A 19,673-nucleotide genomic window follows, 5' to 3' on the forward strand; every position below is an offset into this window, starting at 1 on the left:
CAATTTAATCAATCATTATGGCATTAATCAGTTTAACCAACGGCTATCTTTCCTTTAGCGATCATCCTTTGCTCGATCACTGCGATTTACATATTGAACCCAATGAGCGAGTCTGTCTTGTGGGGCGAAATGGAGCAGGAAAATCCACTCTACTAAAAATTTTGGCTGGTGATGTGGTGATGGACGATGGCAAATTATTGTTGAGCCAAGATTTGGTAGTGTCTCGTTTAGAGCAAGATCCACCACGCAATGCCACGGGCAATGTATTTGATTATGTGGCAGAAGGCATTGGGCATTTATCCGAGTTGCTCAAAGAATATCATCATCTTTCTACCCAATTAGAACAGGATTATAGCAACAGCCTACTGAATAAATTGGCCAGCGTGCAAGCCCAATTAGAACACGCTAACGGTTGGCAATTTGATAATAAAATCAAGGAAGTATTGGTAAAACTTAATCTGAATCCTGAAACCAAACTGGCGGATTTATCCGGCGGTTGGTTACGCAAAGCCGCATTAGCTCGAGCATTGGTATGTAATCCTGATGTGTTGCTATTGGACGAACCTACCAACCATTTAGACGTGGATGCTATTGAATGGTTGGAAGCCTTTTTGCTGGATTTTAAAGGCAGTATCGTATTTATTTCCCACGATCGTTCGTTTATCCGCAAAATGGCGACACGCATTGTGGATCTTGACCGTGGACAACTGGTGTCCTATTCGGGCGATTACGATAATTATCTCACCACCAAAGAAGAAAACCTTCGAGTGGAAGAATTGCAAAATGCCCTATTTGATAAAAAACTCGCCCAAGAAGAAGTGTGGATTCGGCAAGGCATTAAAGCTCGCCGTACCCGTAATGAAGGACGTGTGCGAGCTTTAAAAGCCTTACGAGAAGAACGCCGTCAACGCCGTGATCAGCTGGGTACCGCCAAATTGCAACTCGATCATTCCAGCCGTTCAGGTAAAATTGTGTTTGAAGTGGAAAATGCCAGTTTTGAGATTGGTGGTAAAAAATTGCTCACCAACTTTAGCACCACCATTTTGCGTGGCGATAAAATTGCTTTAGTGGGTACAAATGGCTGTGGCAAAACAACCTTTATTAAATTATTACTCGAACAGTTTAAACCAACCAGTGGTACTATCCGTTGTGGTACCAAATTAGACATTGCCTATTTTGACCAATATCGCATCGATCTCGATCCTGAAAAAACTGTGATGGACAACGTGGCAGACGGTAAACAAGATATTGAAGTCAACGGCATCAAACGCCACGTGTTAGGCTATCTACAAGATTTCTTATTCCCACCGAAACGAGCGATGACCCCAGTGAAAGCCCTGTCGGGCGGCGAACGCAATCGTCTTCTGTTGGCAAAATTATTGCTCAAGCCGAATAATTTGTTAATTCTGGATGAACCAACCAACGATTTAGATGTGGAAACCCTTGAATTATTAGAAGAAATTTTGGCGGATTATCAAGGCACGCTGCTTATCGTCAGCCACGACCGTCAATTTATTGATAACGTCGCCACCGAATGTTATATGTTTGAAGGCAACGGCGTGTTGAATAAATATGTCGGCGGTTATTTTGATGCCAAACAGCAACAAGCTAATGTCTTTGCTCAAAAAGCCTTGAATGAATCGGTTAAAAAAACAGAAAAAACCGCGGTGGAAAATCCAAAAGTTTATGAAAAACCGAAAAAGCAAGCGGTAAAACTCTCTTATAAAGAACAACGTGAGCTGGAACAGCTTCCCCAACAATTAGAAGAATTAGAGCAAAAAATCACCGCACTTCAAACGGAAGTCGGTAGCCCTGAGTTTTTCCAACAGGATCACAGTTACACCAGCGAAAAATTGCAATTGTTGGCGAATCTGGAAAGCGAATTGGAACAGGCGTTTTCGCGGTGGGAAGAGTTGGAAGAAAAACGATCCTCTACCCTGCATTAACGTATAGGGTTACAAATAGCCTTGATGCTCCGTATCTGCTTATAATAGATGCAAGGCATTGGCAATATGCTTAACTCCGTACGACAGTGCGGGGTAATAATAAAAAAGATAACATTATGACCGAAAAAAATTACGACTCCATTAACATTCAAGTCCTCAAAGGGCTTGAACCGGTACAAGTTCGCCCCGGAATGTACACCGACACTACTCGTCCCAACCACTTAGGGCAAGAAGTCATTGATAACAGCGTAGATGAAGCTCTTGCAGGTTATGCCACTAAAATTGAAGTGGTTTTGCATAAAGATCAATCCTTAGAAGTCACCGACAATGGTCGGGGAATGCCAGTGGATATGCACCCAACCGAAAAAATGTCAGGGGTGGAAGTGATCTTGACTAAACTACACGCAGGCGGAAAATTTTCCAATAAAAATTATGAATTTTCTGGCGGTTTGCATGGTGTAGGAATTTCTGTAGTGAATGCCCTTTCCGAACGGGTGGACGTGACCATTAAACGTAACGGCGAAGTGCATCATATTGCCTTTGCTAATGGAGAAAAAGTCGAAGAACTTGAAGTTGTTGACAGTTGTGGACGGCGAAATACAGGAACAACCGTCCATTTCAAACCTAATCCCAAATATTTTGACAGCGATAAATTTTCCGTTTCTCGGTTGCGTCATTTATTGCGGGCAAAAGCTGTGTTGTGTTCGGGGTTGGAAATTAAATTTATTGATAAAGTCAACGGTACCGAAGATATTTGGCTTTATCAAGATGGTTTATCTGATTATTTAAGTGAAGCCGTCAATGGTTTTAATACTCTACCTGAAACGCCCTTTGTAGGCGAATTTAAGGCCAATTACGAAGCGGTTTCTTGGGCTTTATTATGGTTACCTGAGGGGGGCGAATTACTCGGTGAAAGCTATGTAAATTTAATTCCGACTGTTCTAGGAGGCACCCATGTCAATGGCTTGCGTCAAGGTTTGCTTGACGCTATGCGAGAGTTTTGTGAGTTCCACAATTTATTGCCACGCAATGTTAAACTTACGGCTGATGACCTGTGGGATCGTTGTGCCTATGTGTTGTCGCTAAAAATGCATGATCCGCAATTTTCAGGGCAAACCAAAGAACGCTTATCTTCTCGTCAAAGTGCGGTATTTATTAGTGGTGTGGTGAAAGATGCCTTTAGTCTTTGGCTGAATAATAACGTAGAACAAGCTAAAGCCTTGGCTGAAATGGCGATTAGTTCGGCACAAAAACGCTTAAATGCGGCGAAAAAAGTGGTGCGTAAAAAACTGACATCAGGTCCGGCATTGCCCGGTAAATTAGCAGATTGTTCGCAGCAGGATTTAGATCGCACCGAGCTGTTTTTAGTGGAAGGGGATTCTGCGGGCGGTTCCGCCAAACAGGCTCGGAATCGAGATTATCAAGCGATTTTGCCATTACGAGGTAAAATTCTAAATACTTGGGAAGTGGCTTCTGATCAGGTGTTAGGATCGGAAGAAGTGCATAATATTGCGGTGGCACTGGGGATTGACCCCGATAGTGATGATTTAAGTCAACTCCGCTATGGCAAAGTCTGTATTCTCGCTGATGCGGACAGCGATGGTTTACATATTGCTACCCTACTTTGTGCATTATTTTTACGCCATTTTCCAAAACTCGTACAACAAGGACATGTTTTTGTAGCAATGCCACCGTTGTATCGCATTGACTTAGGCAAAGAAGTTTATTATGCCCTTGACGAAAGCGAAAAAGAAGGGATTTTAGATCGTCTCAAAGGTAAACGTGGACAACTTAATGTACAACGTTTCAAAGGGTTAGGAGAAATGAATCCAAGCCAGTTACGGGAAACGACAATGGATCCAAATACTCGCCGTTTGGTACAATTAACTTATCAAGTAGAAAGCGCGGTAGAAAATAATAATGTTTTGCCAAACGACACCTTTGAGTTAATGGATATGTTACTCAATAAAAAGCGAGCAGATGACCGTAAAAACTGGTTGCAAGAGAAAGGAGATTTGGTAGATTTGACGGTCTAACACTCATATTATTGTAGGGGCGGACCTATATGTCCGCCCGCCAAAAACGGAGCGTAATTTTCGGGCGGGACACATAGATCCATCCCTACGGAATGAATAAAAATATGACAGAAAATAACTCAACAATCAACTATGAAGGCATTGAACAAATGCCACTTCGCACTTTTACCGAAAGTGCTTATTTAAATTATTCCATGTATGTAATCATGGATCGTGCCTTGCCGTTTATCGGTGACGGTCTTAAGCCTGTACAACGTCGCATTATTTATTCCATGTCGGAACTTGGTTTAAACGCCAGTGCAAAGTATAAAAAATCTGCTCGTACCGTGGGTGATGTATTAGGTAAATTTCATCCACATGGTGACAGTGCTTGTTATGAAGCCATGGTATTAATGGCCCAACCCTTTTCTTATCGCTATCCATTGGTGGACGGACAAGGTAACTGGGGATCGGTGGACGATCCAAAATACTTTGCGGCAATGCGTTATACGGAATCACGACTTGCCAAAATATCTGAAGTATTACTTGGAGAATTAGGGCAAGGCACGGTAGATTATCAACCGAATTTTGATGGCACCCTGCAAGAACCACAATATTTACCTGCTCGCCTACCGCATATTTTACTGAACGGTACAACGGGAATTGCTGTCGGTATGGCAACGGATATTCCACCACATAATATCAATGAAATTGCCGATGCGTGCATTATGTTATTAGAGAATCCAAAGGTAACACTAGATGATTTATTAACCATTGTACAAGGTCCTGACTTCCCAACCGAAGCAGAAATTATCACGCCGAAAACGGATATTCGCAAAATTTACGAGCAAGGGCGTGGTTCAATAAAAATGCGTGCAACGTGGAAAAAAGAAGACGGCGAAATTATCATTACAGCAGTGCCACATCAATCGTCACCAACCAAGATTCAAGCACAAATTGCCGACCAAATGAATAGCAAAAAATTGCCAATGTTAGAAGATATGCGTGATGAGGCTGATCAAGATAACCCTGTGCGAATTGTGTTGGTGCCACGTTCTAACCGTGTGGATGTGGATGCCGTAATGGCACATTTATTTGCAACCACCGATCTGGAGCGATCTTATCGCGTGAATATGAATATGATCGGTCTCGATCATAAACCTGCAGTGAAAGGCTTGTTGGCAATATTAACCGAATGGCTTCAATTCCGCCGCACTACCGTGACTCGCCGTTTACAACATCGGTTAGATAAGGTGTTGGCAAGATTACATATTTTAGCAGGGCTAATGATTGCTTATCTCAATATTGATGAAGTGATTGAGATTATCCGCCACGAAGATGACCCCAAAGCCGAACTTATCGCCCGATTTAACTTGAGTGAAGAACAAGCGGAGGCCATTTTGAACTTGCGTTTACGCCATTTAGCCAAATTGGAAGAGCAAGAATTAAAGGCAGAGCAAGATAAACTTGCTGAAGAACGAGAACAATTAGAGCAGCTACTCAGTTCCGAACGCCGTTTAAATACGCTGATTAAAAAAGAAATTCAACAGGATGCCAAAACCTACACTAGCCCACGCCGTTCACCATTAGTTGAACGTGCAGAAGCCAAAGCCATTTCAGAATCGGAAATGTTACCCGCTGAAGCGATCACTGTGATTTTATCGGAACAAGGCTGGGTACGTTGTGCTAAAGGTCATGAGATTGATGTGACAGGGCTAAACTACAAAGCTGGTGATAAATATCTTGATCACGCTCAAGGTAAAAGTAATCAGCCTGCGGTGTTTATTGATAGCACGGGTCGAAGTTATGCACTGGATCCGTTAAGTTTGCCATCGGCTCGTTCACAAGGTGAACCGCTTACCGGAAAATTGACCTTGCCTAGCGGAGCAAATGTAGAACAAGTATTAATTGAAAATAATGATCAAGCTTTATTAATGTCATCTAGTGCTGGTTATGGTTTTATTTGTCAATTTGATGATTTAGTCGCTCGCAATAAAGCAGGTAAAGCGGTAATTAGCTTACCTGAAAATGCTAAAGTGCTACCTATCAAAATTCTGCAAAAAAACACCGCACTTTTAGTGGCATTAACTCAAGCTGGACGCATGTTAATCTTCCCAGTGGCAGATTTACCACAGCTTGCCAAAGGTAAAGGTAATAAAATTATCACAATATCTGCTGCCGATCTGAAAATGGATAAAGATAGTCTGGTGAAATTGCTGTTAATTTCCGAACGAGCCAGCTTGGTATTTTATTCGGGTAAACGTAAAATCACCTTAAAACCAGAAGACTTACAAAAATTCCGTGCTGAACGCGGTCGTAAAGGCTCAAATTTACCACGTGGTTTACACAGTGGTGTAGAAATTAAAGTAATCGAACCAGCAGAATAGTATAAAAACAACATAGGGGAAAATTTCCCCTATTTTTCATTTTCCAAATGGCAAAATATGCTTTAGAATAAAACAAAATTTTAACACTACATTGTTATCCTATGAAACTAAATTTTCCAACCCTATTAACGATTTTCCGAGTAATATTAATTCCGTTTTTTATTATTGCTTTTTACTTGCCCGCCTATTGGACCAATATTGTTACCACAGCAATTTTCTTTGTAGCATCTATCACTGATTTATTTGATGGTTATTTAGCTCGCAGATGGAAACAAACTACTCGGTTTGGGGCCTTCTTAGATCCGGTGGCAGATAAAGTAATTGTATCCGCGGCGCTGATTTTAATTGTAGAATACTATCATGTCTTTTGGATTACGATACCCGCTATTGTGGTTATCTCAAGAGAAATTATTGTTTCTGCTTTACGTGAATGGATGGCAGAAATCGGTAGTCGTACTAAAGTGGCGGTATCTTGGATTGGCAAAGTCAAAACTACCGCTCAAATGTTAGCACTTGGTGGATTATTATGGCGTTATAACGAATTAATGGAATATTCTGCTATTGCACTACTATATATAGCTGCAATTCTAACTATTTGGTCAATGATGCAGTATTTAAATGCGGCAAAAGAACCTTTATTACAAGATCATAGCCATGAATAATTAACTTGTTTATAAAAATGCAATAAATCGACTTAAAATTAGTCGCTTGAATTTATTATTTAAAATAACGTTTGACTAGGATCAGAAAATCCGTAAAATTCATTTCCGTTAACAGCAACAAGCTGACGACAAAGCGGGAATAGCTCAGTTGGTAGAGCACGACCTTGCCAAGGTCGGGGTCGCGAGTTCGAGCCTCGTTTCCCGCTCCAAATTAACCTAATCAGTTAGGAAATGCGTTTAGCCCGAGTGGCGGAATCGGTAGACGCAAGGGATTTAAAATCCCTCGCCTTTCGGGGCGTGCCAGTTCAAGTCTGGCCTCGGGCACCATAAATTATCTAAATAAAATCAACTGATTATAATTCCGAAGTACACTTCCAATAGTTAGAGTAAAATTGTTGAAAACTATCTAAATATTATATAATTGTAACGATTAAAGTGCTTCTCATACATCAATCATATTAAATCCAATCATTTTTATCGTTCTGAAATTGGATGGCGATTTTTTCTCATGATCTTAATAAAATTATCGACAACTACAATAATAAACAAAAAATAAAATCAATAATAAGTATGAGAAATAATGCAATTATGTGGATTATAATCACGTTGCTTTGACCTTCCGAAGTAGGCTAATTTGTGTAAATTTAAACTTGGCTTATGATAAAAAACCTTTCACCGTTGTCAATTTCCTTTTTTACTGTAAAATTAGTCTATAAACAACACCATCAGAGGAAACTTCATGGTTTACAATAGGTTATATACTTATTTATCCTTTTAAGATATTTGACTATATTTAGTTATTAAATCTGCACCTTAATAGGTTAGCGGTTAGTCTAACTTTTGAGGTGCAGATCAAAAAAGGCAGTGATTAATATTATTTAATCACTTCCGTAAGTAACTTCTGATAATCTACCAAAGCATCAGAAGTAATATCACTAATACGTTGATTGCTAGTTAACGTCATGGCAACTTTCATTTCTTTTTTGAAAATATCTAACATATTTTCTACGCCTGCACGACCAGCCGCACCTAAAGCATACACAAAAGAGCGACCTAGCATAGTCGCATCAGCGCCTAAAGCAAGCATTCGCACCACATCTAAACCATTACGAATACCTGAATCTGCTAAAATCTTAATCTCGCCTTTTACCGCATCCGCAATCGGTGGCAATGCTCTTGCGCTAGAAAGTACACCATCAAGTTGACGACCACCATGATTAGATACAACGATACCGTCTGCGCCGAAACGTACGGCATCTTTAGCATCTTCTGGGTCTAGAATACCTTTAATCACCATTGGACCATCCCAGAAATCACGAATCCACTCTAAATCTTGCCAAGAAATAGAGGGGTCAAAGTTTTGCGTTAACCAACCGATATAATCATCTAAATTGATCGGTTTCCCCATATAAGTAGAGACATTACCTAATGTATGTGGTTTGCCCTTAATCCCCACATCCCACGCCCAAAATGGGTGTGTGATTCCTTGTAATACACGTCGAATTTCTTTATACGGACCGCTCATTCCAGAATGCATATCACGGTATCTCGCCCCCGGGGTTGGCATATCCACGGTAAAGACTAAAGTAGAACAGCCCGCAGCTTTAGCACGTTCTAGAGCATTTTTCATAAAACCACGATCTTTCAATACATAAAGTTGAAACCACATCGGACGTTTAATCGCTGGGGCGACTTCTTCGATCGGGCAAATAGATACTGTCGATAAGGTAAACGGAATCCCTTTATTATCTGCTGCTTGAGCAGCTTGCACTTCACCACGACGAGCGTTCATACCTAACGCGCCAACAGGTGCCAATGCCACTGGCATAGATAACTTTTCACCGAATAGCTCAATTTCCGTGTCTAATTGCGACATATCTTTTAATACACGCTGTCTTAATGCAATATCTGCTAAATCGGTGACATTACGTTCTAAGGTACGTTCCGCATAAGAACCACCGTCTGCATAATGAAACATAAATGGGGGAACTTTGCGTCTTGCTGCTTCACGATAGTCATTTGCAGATGAAATAATCATATTTTTACCTCTTTTTAAATTATCATTTAATTAAATTGAATAGAATAATGGCACAATAAACGTTGCGGAAATTGCAACAATTACACCATAAATTAACACTGGAATAACTGTTTTCTTCAGAATTTCGCCTTCTTGGTTTTGTAAATTCACAATGGTACTTACAGCAATAATATTATTCACACAAATCATATTACCCATTGCGCCACCAACAGATTGCAAGGCCAAAATAAGTGATATATTTAATCCAGCTAATTCTGCAGTAGAAATTTGTACGCCACCAAAAGTCAAGTTAGAGACAGTATTTGAACCGGAGAAGAACGCTCCAATAGCTCCTAAGTAAGCGGAAAAATAAGTCCAAGACTCGCCTGCTACACTGGCAAAGCCCGTACCGATAATTTTCACCATAGAATTATCACCGCCCATGGTCATTAATTTTACCATCACCAAGGCACCAAACATTGCCCAGAACGGTCGAATACCTTGTTTAATACTACGCATCGCAATTTGGTGAACGGATTTTACACTTAAACGATAAATGAAGAAAGTGAGTAATGACACCACACCAAAAGGAATCAAAGCCGGTACGTAGAGTAAACGGTAGTTATCCGAAACACCTGTTTCAAAAATATTGCTCAAAGAAAAGACTAAACCTTTTGTAATAGCAAAATCACCCAAATAACCCCATGACGCATTGATCCAAGGTGTTTTATCTTGAATCATGGCGTTAAATGGTAATTGTGGTAAACGAGTAACAATTAAAAGTGTAATTAACAATAAGGTTGGAGATAAGGCTTTAAATACTTCTGCTTTAGTTACCGTAGCAGCCTGCTCCATGTTTTCTGTTTTAGCTAGACCAATACCAAAATTTGCAACAGCAATAGAAATTAATAAACCTATTGCACCACCAACTAAAGATGGGAATTCATAGTTAAATTGAGCTAATAATACATAAGGAACAACACAAGAAAGAATACTGATGTAAACGAAAATAATGTTACGTTTAATATCTTTCCATTCTATCACAAATAATAATGCAATAATTGGAATCACTAATGCAGCTACAGCGTGCATTAAAGCAGTCATTCCACCGATTTCCAGAATTTGTTCCGCCGGTAAATTTAGTGGAGAAAGACCAAACCAAGTTGGTGTACCTACTGCACCAAAAGACACAGGTACAGAGTTCATGGCTAATGCCAAACAAGCAACACGAAATGGTTTAAAACCAAGCCCAACCAAGATTGGTGCCGCAATAGCAGGAGGTGTGCCCCAACCACTAGCCCCCTCAAGCATGAAAGCAAATGCCCATGCAATGATCATCAATTGTGCTACTGGATTTGGATTAATATTTGCCAACCATTTACGTAAGGTATTAATCGCCCCTGAATCTTCTAAAGTTCTGTGGAAAAGAATCGCACCAAAAATAACAGTAATCGGTACTAAAGTGGAAAGATAGCCTGATACTATATTAGCATTAACAAGTACCAAATCAGCATCAAAATAAAAAACTTTAATTAAATAAACCAATATTGCAATAATCGGAAGAGCAATATAAGAAGGAACTGGATTACGTTTAACCATTAAATAAATTAACAGCACAATAGGAAAAATACTCAAAAATAACGCCATATAAACCTCTCTAAAAAATTTGGCAAATAGGCTGCGTATTCTATAAAAATCTAGAAATAAAAATAGTGGAAAGTTGCAATTTTGTGATCTATGTTACATTTTTATAACACAAATGCCTGTTTTATATGCAATATAGTGAATAAAATTAAATTTTAAGGATGTACATAATAAAAAAGCCCATAAAATGGGCTTTAATTCAATGAGATAAGATTATTTTTTCAATACTAAAATAACGGATTCGCCAGCAACGACATCACCTACTTTTTTACTAATATTGCTGATTTCATCCATATTTGAAATTACCACCGGAGTTAATACTGATTTTGCTTTTTGCTCTAATAATTCAAGATCAAATTCAATCACAGTATCACCACGTTTAACTTCTTGACCTTCTTTCGCGACACGGGCAAAACCTTCCCCTTTCAATTCTACAGTATCAATACCGAAGTGAACGAATAATTCAATACCTTCTTTTGACTCCATAGAAAAGGCATGATTAGTTTCAAAAATTTTACCAATCACACCATCTACAGGGGCGACAATCTTATTACTATTTGGACGAATTGCGATTCCGTCACCAACAATTTTCTCAGAGAAAACGACATCTGGCACATCTTCAATATTCACAATTTCACCTGAAAGTGGCGCATAGATTTCGACTTCAACCGCTTTACTTTCTTTCGCACCAAATAATTTATCAAAAAATCCCATTTTTACTCTCCTGCAATATGAACAAAGATTTTGCGTATTTTAACCCAAAATCTTTGCTTTGTATCTAATTAAATGCGTTTTCCTTTAAGAAATCATCAACTAATTTCTCAATTTCCACCGCAGTTGGTTGTTGTAACGCTTGCTCTGCCAATATTTTTGCATCCTGATAATTCACATTACGAATGATTTTCTTAATAGCTGGCACTGAGATTGCACTCATACTGAATTCATCTAATCCCATACCTAACAACAAGATCGTCGCACGTTCATCACCGGCTAATTCACCACACATACCTGTCCATTTCCCTTCTGCATGGGAAGCATCAATAACTTGTTTAATTAAACTGAGTACTGACGGTGCCATTGGATTATACATGTGAGAAATCATTTCGTTACCACGATCAACCGCTAAAGTATATTGGGTTAAGTCATTGGTACCGATACTAAAGAAATCTACTTCTTTAGCTAAGAATTTCGCATTCACTGCAGCTGATGGTGTTTCTACCATTACACCCACTTGAATATTTTCATCAAAGGCTTTTCCTTCATTACGTAATTCCTGTTTTAAGGCCTCAATCACGGATTTTAATTCGCGAATTTCTTCCACAGAAATAATCATCGGGAACATCATTGCCAATTTACCAAAAGCAGACGCTCTTAACACCGCACGTAATTGAGCATGTAAAATTTCACGACGCTCCATGGCAATACGAATCGCACGCCAGCCTAAGAATGGATTCATTTCTTTTGGTAAATTCATATATGGCAATTCTTTGTCGCCACCAATATCCATAGTACGTAATACCACAAGACGACCATTCATTGCTTCAACGACTTCTTTATAAGCAATAAATTGTTCTTCTTCACTTGGTAATTGATCACGATCCATAAATAAGAATTCGGTACGATACAAACCAACGCCTTCCGCACCGTTACGATCGGCACCTTCACAATCACGAATTGTCCCAATATTTGCTACCACATCAACACGATGACCGTCTAATGTCATCGCCGGTAAATCTTTTAATTTAGCTAACTCTGCTTTTTCAGCTGCTAATTTTTCTTGTGCTGATTTTAACGCATCTATTTCAGCTTGAGTTGGATTGACTAATACTTGATTATTGACTGCATCTAATACTAAGAAATCACCCGTATTGACTAATTCAGTTACATTATTTGTCCCTACAATCGCGGGTAATTCCAAAGAACGAGCCATAATTGAAGTATGTGAAGTCCGTCCTCCAATGTCTGTAATAAAACCTAACACTTTATCTAAATTCAATTGTGCGGTTTCAGACGGAGTTAAATCATAAGCAACCAAAATCACTTCTTCATTAATATCACCTAAATCCACAATCTTCATGCCGAGAATATTTTTAATCAAACGATTACCAATATCACGAATATCACCTGCACGTTCTTTTAAATATTCATCATCAATTTCAGACAACATGGTCACTTGCTGATCAATAATTTTACTTGCTGCAACAGCCGCATTGACTTTATTTGAACGTAAATAATCTACAATTTCTTCTTCCAGTTCTTCATCTTCTAAAATCATCAGATGACCTTCAAAGATTGCTGCCTTATCTTCACCTAATGATTTAAATGCACGATCACGAATAGAACTAAGCTGCTCAACGGCGGCGTTACGTCCTTGATAAAAACGAGCAATTTCACTATCAATTTGCTCATCTGTAATTTTGTGCATATCAAGGACAATTTTTTCTTCTTTAAGCACCAAAGCTTTACCAAAGACAATACCCGGAGATGCTGGAATTCCTGAAATCATAATTTACCTTCTGACTGAAATGGGATAATAATAAAATAATAGCCATAATATTATTTTTATCGCAAACATTAATCTACGCAAAAATAAAACTTATGGCTAAACAAAAATTATTCTAAAGTAGGTACTAATGCCACTAAATGATCTACCGCGGCTTGCTCATCTTCACCTTCTGCAGAAATTGTAATTACTGTACCTTGGGTTAACCCTAAAGTTTGTAATTTAAATAAGCTTTTTGCACTTGCACTTTTACCAGCAGAAGTCACGGTAATATCAGAACTAAACCCTTTTGCTTCTTTTACGAATTGTGCTGCAGGGCGCGTATGTAAACCACTTGGTGCGGTAATTTCAACGTCTTTTGAGTACATAATGTTTCCTCTTTTTTTGATTTAAATGAAACCTTACACTATTTTTGCATAAGCCTTGATAGTAAATACCTTATTCTAAGCGATTAATGAAATTGAATCACGTTAAAATTCACAAAAACCTGAAAATAATCGGCAAATTGCCTAAATAACAATCACTCATTAACAGATTATTAACTTTGTTCCGATTGCAATCGATCTAGCCCAGCCCTTAAGTCCGTAATTAGCTCATCAATAGCTTCAAATCCAATATGTAAACGGATTAATGTCCCGGTTAAAGTGCGGTCAATATTTGGACGAATTTTTGCAATATCTTCCGGTTGATTATATAAAATTAAACTTTCAAAACCACCCCATGAATAAGCCATAGTAAATAATTCAAAATGATCCATAAAAGCGGAAAGTTGTTGCGTATTTAATTTTTGTTTTAACTCAAAAGAAAATAAGCCAGCTGAACCGGTAAAATCACGCTTAAAAAATTCATGCCCCAAACAACTCGGTAACGCTGGGTGATAAACTGCTTTCACTTCCGGTTGCTGCGTTAACCATTTAGCAACTTTAATACTACTTTCTTCATGTTGTTTAAAGCGAACAGCTAAAGATCGAATTCCCCGTGCTGTCGTGTAAGCACTGTCTGCATCTACCATTTGCCCCATCAAATAAGAATTTTCACGTAATTGATCCCAACAACGCGCATTAGCAACTGCGGTACCTATCATTACATCAGAATGCCCGACTAAATATTTAGTCCCCGCTTGAATGGAAATATCCACACCATAATCAAGTGCTTTAAACAAAATACCCCCGCCCCATGTATTATCCGCCATAATCACCACATCAGGATTCTCGGCTCTCACTGCTTGTACAATAGCTGGCACATCTGGCACTTCCATAGTCAAAGAACTTGGTGTTTCAAGGAAAACCACAGTGGTATTTGGCCGCATTAAATCCGCGATTTTTGCACCGCACATCGGATCATAAAATGTGGTTTCAACCCCCATTTTTTTCAGAATTTGATGACAAAAATCTTGACTCGGTTCATAGGCTGCCCCCGACATCAAAATATGGTCACCTGTTTTGACAAAAGCGAGAATACTATTGGTAATCGCTGCAGCCCCACAAGGATAAAGATAACACCCTACCCCACCTTCCATTTCACACATTAAATCTTGCAACGCAAAATGTGTTAATGTACCACGGCGACCATAAAACAATGCTTGTTTAGCACGATTAATCGTCGCTTGTTTTTTATCTGTCAAATTCTCAAATACCAACGAAGATGCACGCTGAATCACAGGATTTACCGCCCCTTGGGTAACGCGTTTATTTCGCCCAGCATGCACTAAGGTTGTAGTTAATGAATATTTTTTACTCATGCTATTTCCTCATTATATCTATTCGCGATAATTTCACGCAATTCTACCTTTAAGCGTTCAAATACCGGCGTCCAATTAAAATCAAAACGTTGACGCAACACTTTAATCGTAGGATACCATAAATTTTCATCACCTTGATAACCCCAGCGCCAATCGGTATAAAAAGGCACTAACACAAAACCTTTTACCCCCAAGGAACCGGCTAAATGAATCACCGAAGTATCCACACTCACCAGATAATCTAACTGAGCTACTGCTCCTGCTGTATCTGCCATACAATCAAAATACTGCCCCAAATAAGGAATTGAGTATTTCTCAAATAACGCGCGTTCCTGTTGATTAACCTCTTTCTGAATGCAATACCATTGAATTTGCTCAGAAAATTGTAACAACGGTTCAATTAAAGCAACATTGTAGATAGAGCGATCTTTATCATTCTCATGGGTAGGGTTGCCCCGAAAAACAAATCCTATTTTTATTTTATCACTTTGCATTAATACGGAAAATCTCGCTTTACTCTCGTCTTGTGCAAAAAAATAAGGATAGCGTTTGGGTAATAAACCAAACGGCTCGGAAACATGGGCTAACAAATCATGGGGATAGACCCAATAATCATAATCAGGAAAGGGCATCTCATTCATTAATGATGCATCTAATACCAAATCAATATCAGGATGCGTTTCAAATAATGTTTTAATTGGTTTTTGTACCATAAAAATTAATTTTGCCACATGGCAATGATGTTTTAAATAATAGGCTAATTGCCCAAACATCATTTCATCGCCTAAACCAAATTCAGACCATACAAGTAAAGTCTTTTGCTTTAATTTCTCTATCGTTCCAGACAACCGTTTATCTAACATAGTAGGAATAATCGGGCTACGAAATGAAAAATAATCTTGCTTAAACAGACAATCCTTACGCTGCTGAAAACCTAAATGATAATTATTAATACGTAATAAATGAAGAGCATAAAAAATCAAGTTTTGCGAACAACGCGTATGTCTAAGCGCCCGTTGCCACAACGCATTAGCATAATCAACCCCTTTTGTTTGCAACCAAATATTGGCTTGTAGAAGATAACAAAAAGGAAAACGAGGATACAGCATATATAATTTAAACAGCACAATTTCCGCACGTTCAAGATCACCTTGAGAACATAACTTTATTGCCGTATCAAGCAACATGTTTTTAGAGGGTAAAGCAATTCGTTTTTTAACTATATAATAGGGAACATTCTGATCGTCAAATTCACTTAACTCCGTAAAATCAGACAAAAACTGTTGAATATGCTGTGCTGTCAAATTAGATGTTTTACTAATCACCAAATAGCCATCTTCCTTTAATACATAAAACCAACTGGCTAAGGCTTCTACAATAGTAGAAATATCCTTTAATTGATCATTCACTTCATCAGAAATATAGATACAATCCATATCTTGTTCTGATAAATGTTCTAAATAGAGAATATTCCCAAAAGACGGCAAATAATAATATCTATTTGAGATAATTAATGATTCAGGTAGGGTATTTAACAGAGAATGCATAAACTTCTCAGTATAAGCAATAATTAATCCTTTCATATTCAAACATTATTTGCTCTAAAGTTGTTGTATCATTGCCAATACCATTTGTGATGACATGTTGGCAGCTAAAGGTAAAAATTCTTCAAAAGACATATTCGCTTGCCCATCACCTGAATCAGAAATGGCTCGCACCACCACAAAAGGCACTGCAAAACTATAGCAAACTTGAGCAATCGCGGTGGCTTCCATTTCTACTGCAACAACCTGTGGGAAATCTGCTTTAATTTTTTGTAATGGTTCGCCCCCAGCAATAAAACTATCTCCCGAGCAAATTAGCCCACGTTTTACGCTATTTCCCTGCTGTTGAGCAATTTTTTCTGCAAGTGCGGTCAATTTCTCATCAGAAATAAAAGTCGGCGGACAAGCTGGTAATTGCCCTTTGACATAACCAAATGCCGTCACATCTGCATCGTGATAGGCTGTTTCGGTGGAAATCACAATATCCCCAACTTTTAACCCCTGAGCAACGCCACCTGCCGATCCCGTGTTGATCACTACATCAGGTTTTGCCAGTTGTAACAAGGCAGTTGTCGCTATTGCAGCAGCCACTTTGCCAATACCAGATTGCACCAACACTACCGCTTTATCAGCAATTTTTCCTTCAAAAATCACCGCACTTGCGACTTTGGTTTCTGTTTTTTCTGTCATTAACCCTAACAGAATTTCCACTTCTTGTGCCATTGCACCGACAATACCAATTTTCATTTATTTATCTTGTTGTTCCATGATTAATTTATTCACTAAATAATCTAACACCGCAAAAGTGTAATCATCATTATAAAGCGTGCTAATGGTTAATACATATTTACCGTTTATCACCACAAAGGGATAGGTAAACACACCATATTTTTCCGTTCGAGCAATCGCAGAATTGACTAATTTTGTTGTTGAATTAGCATAAAAAATCTTATCAAATTGTTTTTCATCTACTTTATTTTGTTGTAACCAAGCCAATAAATTTTCTAATTTAGCTAATTCTAAATAACGTGTTGCATCAATGGTTTCAAACAAAAGCAAATCAGAAACCTCATCACGTTCCATTTGTTTTAGGCTGTAAAACACTTGAGCAGAATAATGTGCATTTGCAGTAGCAATCGGATATTCTTCATAGCTCACTTTATCTGAATTAAGCTCTTGATAAAGCACCAAAATATCTTGCACATTAACACAGGTTCGGCAATCGTAATCAAAAAAAGATTGAATGAGTACCCGACCTTTTTCTAACTGCATATTCACTGGTGTACTGTATGAAAAATAATCCTTGCCATCTTGAAACGGTTGTTCATTTTCCTGTACTGTTATTTCGGCTGTATCATTTTGTTGTTCACTTTTTCTCGGTGCCGATTGATTATCCGCCCAAGTCATACTACTCAATAACAACAAAAACAATATAGATAAATATTTCATAAGGTTACACTAACATTACTGGTTCAATATAATCCACTAATAATTGAATATCACGATTACCACGAAATTCATTAATATCTAGTTTATATACTAATCTCGCTTGTTTAATTGACTTATCAGGATAATAACGAGTATCTACATTAAAAGCAATGGCATCAATCAGTTGTCCGCCCTGTTTAGGCTCTAATAACATTTTTAAATGGCGTTCGCCCACTAAACGTTGTTGTAAAATTTTAAATTCGCCGTCAAATACGGGTTCAGGAAAAGATTGTCCCCAAGGTCCTGCCTGTTTTAACATTTCGGCGGTTTGAATGGTTAATAATGGAGCAGATAATTCGCCGTCCGTCCACAACATGCCTTGCAGTTCATCATTGCCTAAGCACTCCGTTACCACATCATTAAAACTGCGTTGAAATTGTTCAAATAATTCCGCCCGAATACTTAATCCTGCTGCCATAGCATGACCACCAAATTTTAAAATCATCTCTGGATGACGTTGATGCACACGTTCCAATAAATCTCGTATATGCAAACCCTCCACCGAACGAGCAGAACCTTTCAGCACCGCATCACCATCTTGAGCAAATGCCACAATCGGACGGTGAAACTGATCTTTAATACGAGAAGCGACAATCCCTAATACGCCCTGATGCCAATCTGATTGATAAAGTGCTACCCCCAATGGTAATTGTTGCTCACGATTAAGTGCGGTCAATTTTCGGCAAATTTCTAGGGCTTCTAATTTCATGCCTTGCTCAATTTCTTTACGTGTTTGGTTTAATTCATCTAATTCTAAAGCTAACGCTCTCGCCTGCTCCATGGTTTCTGTCAGCAACAGTTCCACTCCAATCGACATATTATCCAAGCGACCCGCTGCATTCAGACGCGGGGCAATGGAAAAACCCAAATCACTGGCAGTTAATTGATGAATATTTTTATTTGCGACTTCCACCAAAGCTCGAATACCGCAACAACAATGCTCGGCTCGAATACGTAACAATCCTTGATAAGCCAAAATTCGGTTATTTTGATCTAACGGCACCACATCCGCAATCGTTCCTAAAGCGACCAAATCCAATAAATCGGTAAAATTCGGTTGGGTTTGACTATCAAACACGCCCATTTCACGTAATTTAGCCCGTAATGCCAACATCACATAAAAGGTTACACCCACACCAGCCAATGCTTTAGATGGAAAATCACAGCCGACTAAATTAGGGTTTACAATGGCATCTGCATTCGGTAATTGTTCAGCGGGCAAATGGTGATCGGTAATCACTACACGTACCGAATTTTGTTTCAAATAATCCACGCCCTCTAAGGAAGAAATACCGTTATCCACCGTAATCAACACCTCAACCCCTTGTGCCAATGCCATTTCGGCAATAGATACACTCAAGCCATAGCCCTGTTCAAAACGGTTCGGGATCAAATAATTCACATCGGTAAAGCCTAACTGACGTAATGCCGTTACCGCTAAAGCCGTACTAGTTGCACCGTCCGCATCAAAATCCCCGACAATCACAATTTTTTTATCTCGAGAATCTGCCAATAATTGCACCGCAGTTTGCATGCCTGATAATAAATGCGGTGACAACATGGACGACAAAGTGCGGTCTAATTGTTGTGAATTTTGAATATGACGAGAACGATATAAACGATCTAATAAAGGGTTATCACAAACAGGCGAACCTATTGGTATGGATCTTCTTTGAATGATTTTATTCACGGGAATATTGTTATTATTAATTAATCATTGTAGGGT

14 protein-coding genes and 2 tRNA genes are annotated in these 19,673 nt (G+C 38.7%); 6 read left to right on the forward strand and 10 right to left on the reverse strand.

Going from position 1 to position 19,673, the window contains the following annotated elements:
* Nucleotides 1–17: 17 nt before the first annotated feature.
* From O1Q79_RS04550 to O1Q79_RS04575, 6 genes are all read left to right on the forward strand, one after another.
* A complete protein-coding gene (locus O1Q79_RS04550) occupies nt 18–1,946 on the forward strand; it encodes an ABC transporter ATP-binding protein (protein WP_386693185.1) in 1,929 nt (642 codons plus the stop codon).
* Nucleotides 1,947–2,062: 116 nt separating this feature from the next.
* A complete protein-coding gene (gene parE / locus O1Q79_RS04555) occupies nt 2,063–3,982 on the forward strand; it encodes a DNA topoisomerase IV subunit B (protein WP_386693187.1) in 1,920 nt (639 codons plus the stop codon).
* A 104-nt stretch (nt 3,983–4,086) separates the two neighbouring features.
* A complete protein-coding gene (parC, locus tag O1Q79_RS04560; RefSeq protein WP_386693188.1) occupies nt 4,087–6,348 on the forward strand; it encodes a DNA topoisomerase IV subunit A in 2,262 nt (753 codons plus the stop codon).
* 101 nt (nt 6,349–6,449) lie between these two features.
* A complete protein-coding gene (gene pgsA, locus O1Q79_RS04565) occupies nt 6,450–7,010 on the forward strand; it encodes a CDP-diacylglycerol--glycerol-3-phosphate 3-phosphatidyltransferase (protein WP_132300454.1) in 561 nt (186 codons plus the stop codon).
* Between the two features lie 133 nt (nt 7,011–7,143).
* Nucleotides 7,144–7,219 (forward strand) — tRNA-Gly (locus O1Q79_RS04570).
* 31 nt (nt 7,220–7,250) lie between these two features.
* A tRNA-Leu gene (locus O1Q79_RS04575) sits at nt 7,251–7,337 on the forward strand.
* 547 nt (nt 7,338–7,884) lie between these two features.
* Here O1Q79_RS04575 and lldD read toward each other — a convergent pair.
* The 10 genes from lldD to recJ form a co-directional block, all read right to left on the reverse strand.
* Entirely contained in the window at nt 7,885–9,048 is a 1,164-nt protein-coding gene (gene lldD / locus O1Q79_RS04580) for an FMN-dependent L-lactate dehydrogenase LldD (RefSeq protein WP_386693189.1), read from the reverse strand.
* A gap of 30 nt (nt 9,049–9,078) precedes the next feature.
* On the reverse strand, nt 9,079–10,674 hold the full coding sequence (locus O1Q79_RS04585; protein WP_386693190.1) for an L-lactate permease: 1,596 nt from the start codon (nt 10,672–10,674) through the stop codon (nt 9,079–9,081).
* Nucleotides 10,675–10,884: 210 nt separating this feature from the next.
* Nucleotides 10,885–11,385 (reverse strand): PTS glucose transporter subunit IIA, encoded by a 501-nt coding sequence (gene crr, locus O1Q79_RS04590; protein ID WP_386693191.1) that lies wholly within the window; start codon nt 11,383–11,385, stop codon nt 10,885–10,887.
* A 64-nt stretch (nt 11,386–11,449) separates the two neighbouring features.
* A complete protein-coding gene (gene ptsI / locus O1Q79_RS04595; protein ID WP_386693192.1) occupies nt 11,450–13,177 on the reverse strand; it encodes a phosphoenolpyruvate-protein phosphotransferase PtsI in 1,728 nt (575 codons plus the stop codon).
* A 107-nt stretch (nt 13,178–13,284) separates the two neighbouring features.
* Nucleotides 13,285–13,542: a phosphocarrier protein Hpr gene (gene ptsH / locus O1Q79_RS04600; RefSeq protein WP_386693193.1), complete on the reverse strand. Its 258-nt coding sequence runs from the start codon at nt 13,540–13,542 to the stop codon at nt 13,285–13,287.
* A gap of 170 nt (nt 13,543–13,712) precedes the next feature.
* Nucleotides 13,713–14,915: a cystathionine beta-lyase gene (metC, locus tag O1Q79_RS04605; RefSeq protein ID WP_386693194.1), complete on the reverse strand. Its 1,203-nt coding sequence runs from the start codon at nt 14,913–14,915 to the stop codon at nt 13,713–13,715.
* Nucleotides 14,912–16,498, reverse strand: a complete 1,587-nt coding sequence (locus O1Q79_RS04610; protein WP_386693195.1) for a hypothetical protein — start codon at nt 16,496–16,498, stop codon at nt 14,912–14,914. Before O1Q79_RS04610 ends, metC begins: the two co-directional genes overlap by 4 nt.
* Nucleotides 16,499–16,516: 18 nt before the next feature.
* Nucleotides 16,517–17,206, reverse strand: a complete 690-nt coding sequence (locus O1Q79_RS04615; protein WP_386693197.1) for a 5'-methylthioadenosine/adenosylhomocysteine nucleosidase — start codon at nt 17,204–17,206, stop codon at nt 16,517–16,519.
* Nucleotides 17,207–17,908: a thiol:disulfide interchange protein DsbA/DsbL gene (locus tag O1Q79_RS04620; protein WP_386693198.1), complete on the reverse strand. Its 702-nt coding sequence runs from the start codon at nt 17,906–17,908 to the stop codon at nt 17,207–17,209. It lies immediately after the preceding gene.
* 4 nt (nt 17,909–17,912) lie between these two features.
* Entirely contained in the window at nt 17,913–19,637 is a 1,725-nt protein-coding gene (recJ, locus tag O1Q79_RS04625) for a single-stranded-DNA-specific exonuclease RecJ (RefSeq protein ID WP_386693199.1), read from the reverse strand.
* Between the last annotated feature and the right edge of the window lie 36 nt (nt 19,638–19,673).

Origin of the sequence: Lonepinella sp. MS14434, from assembly GCF_042468235.1 — a bacterium.
Lineage (GTDB): Bacteria > Pseudomonadota > Gammaproteobacteria > Enterobacterales > Pasteurellaceae > Lonepinella.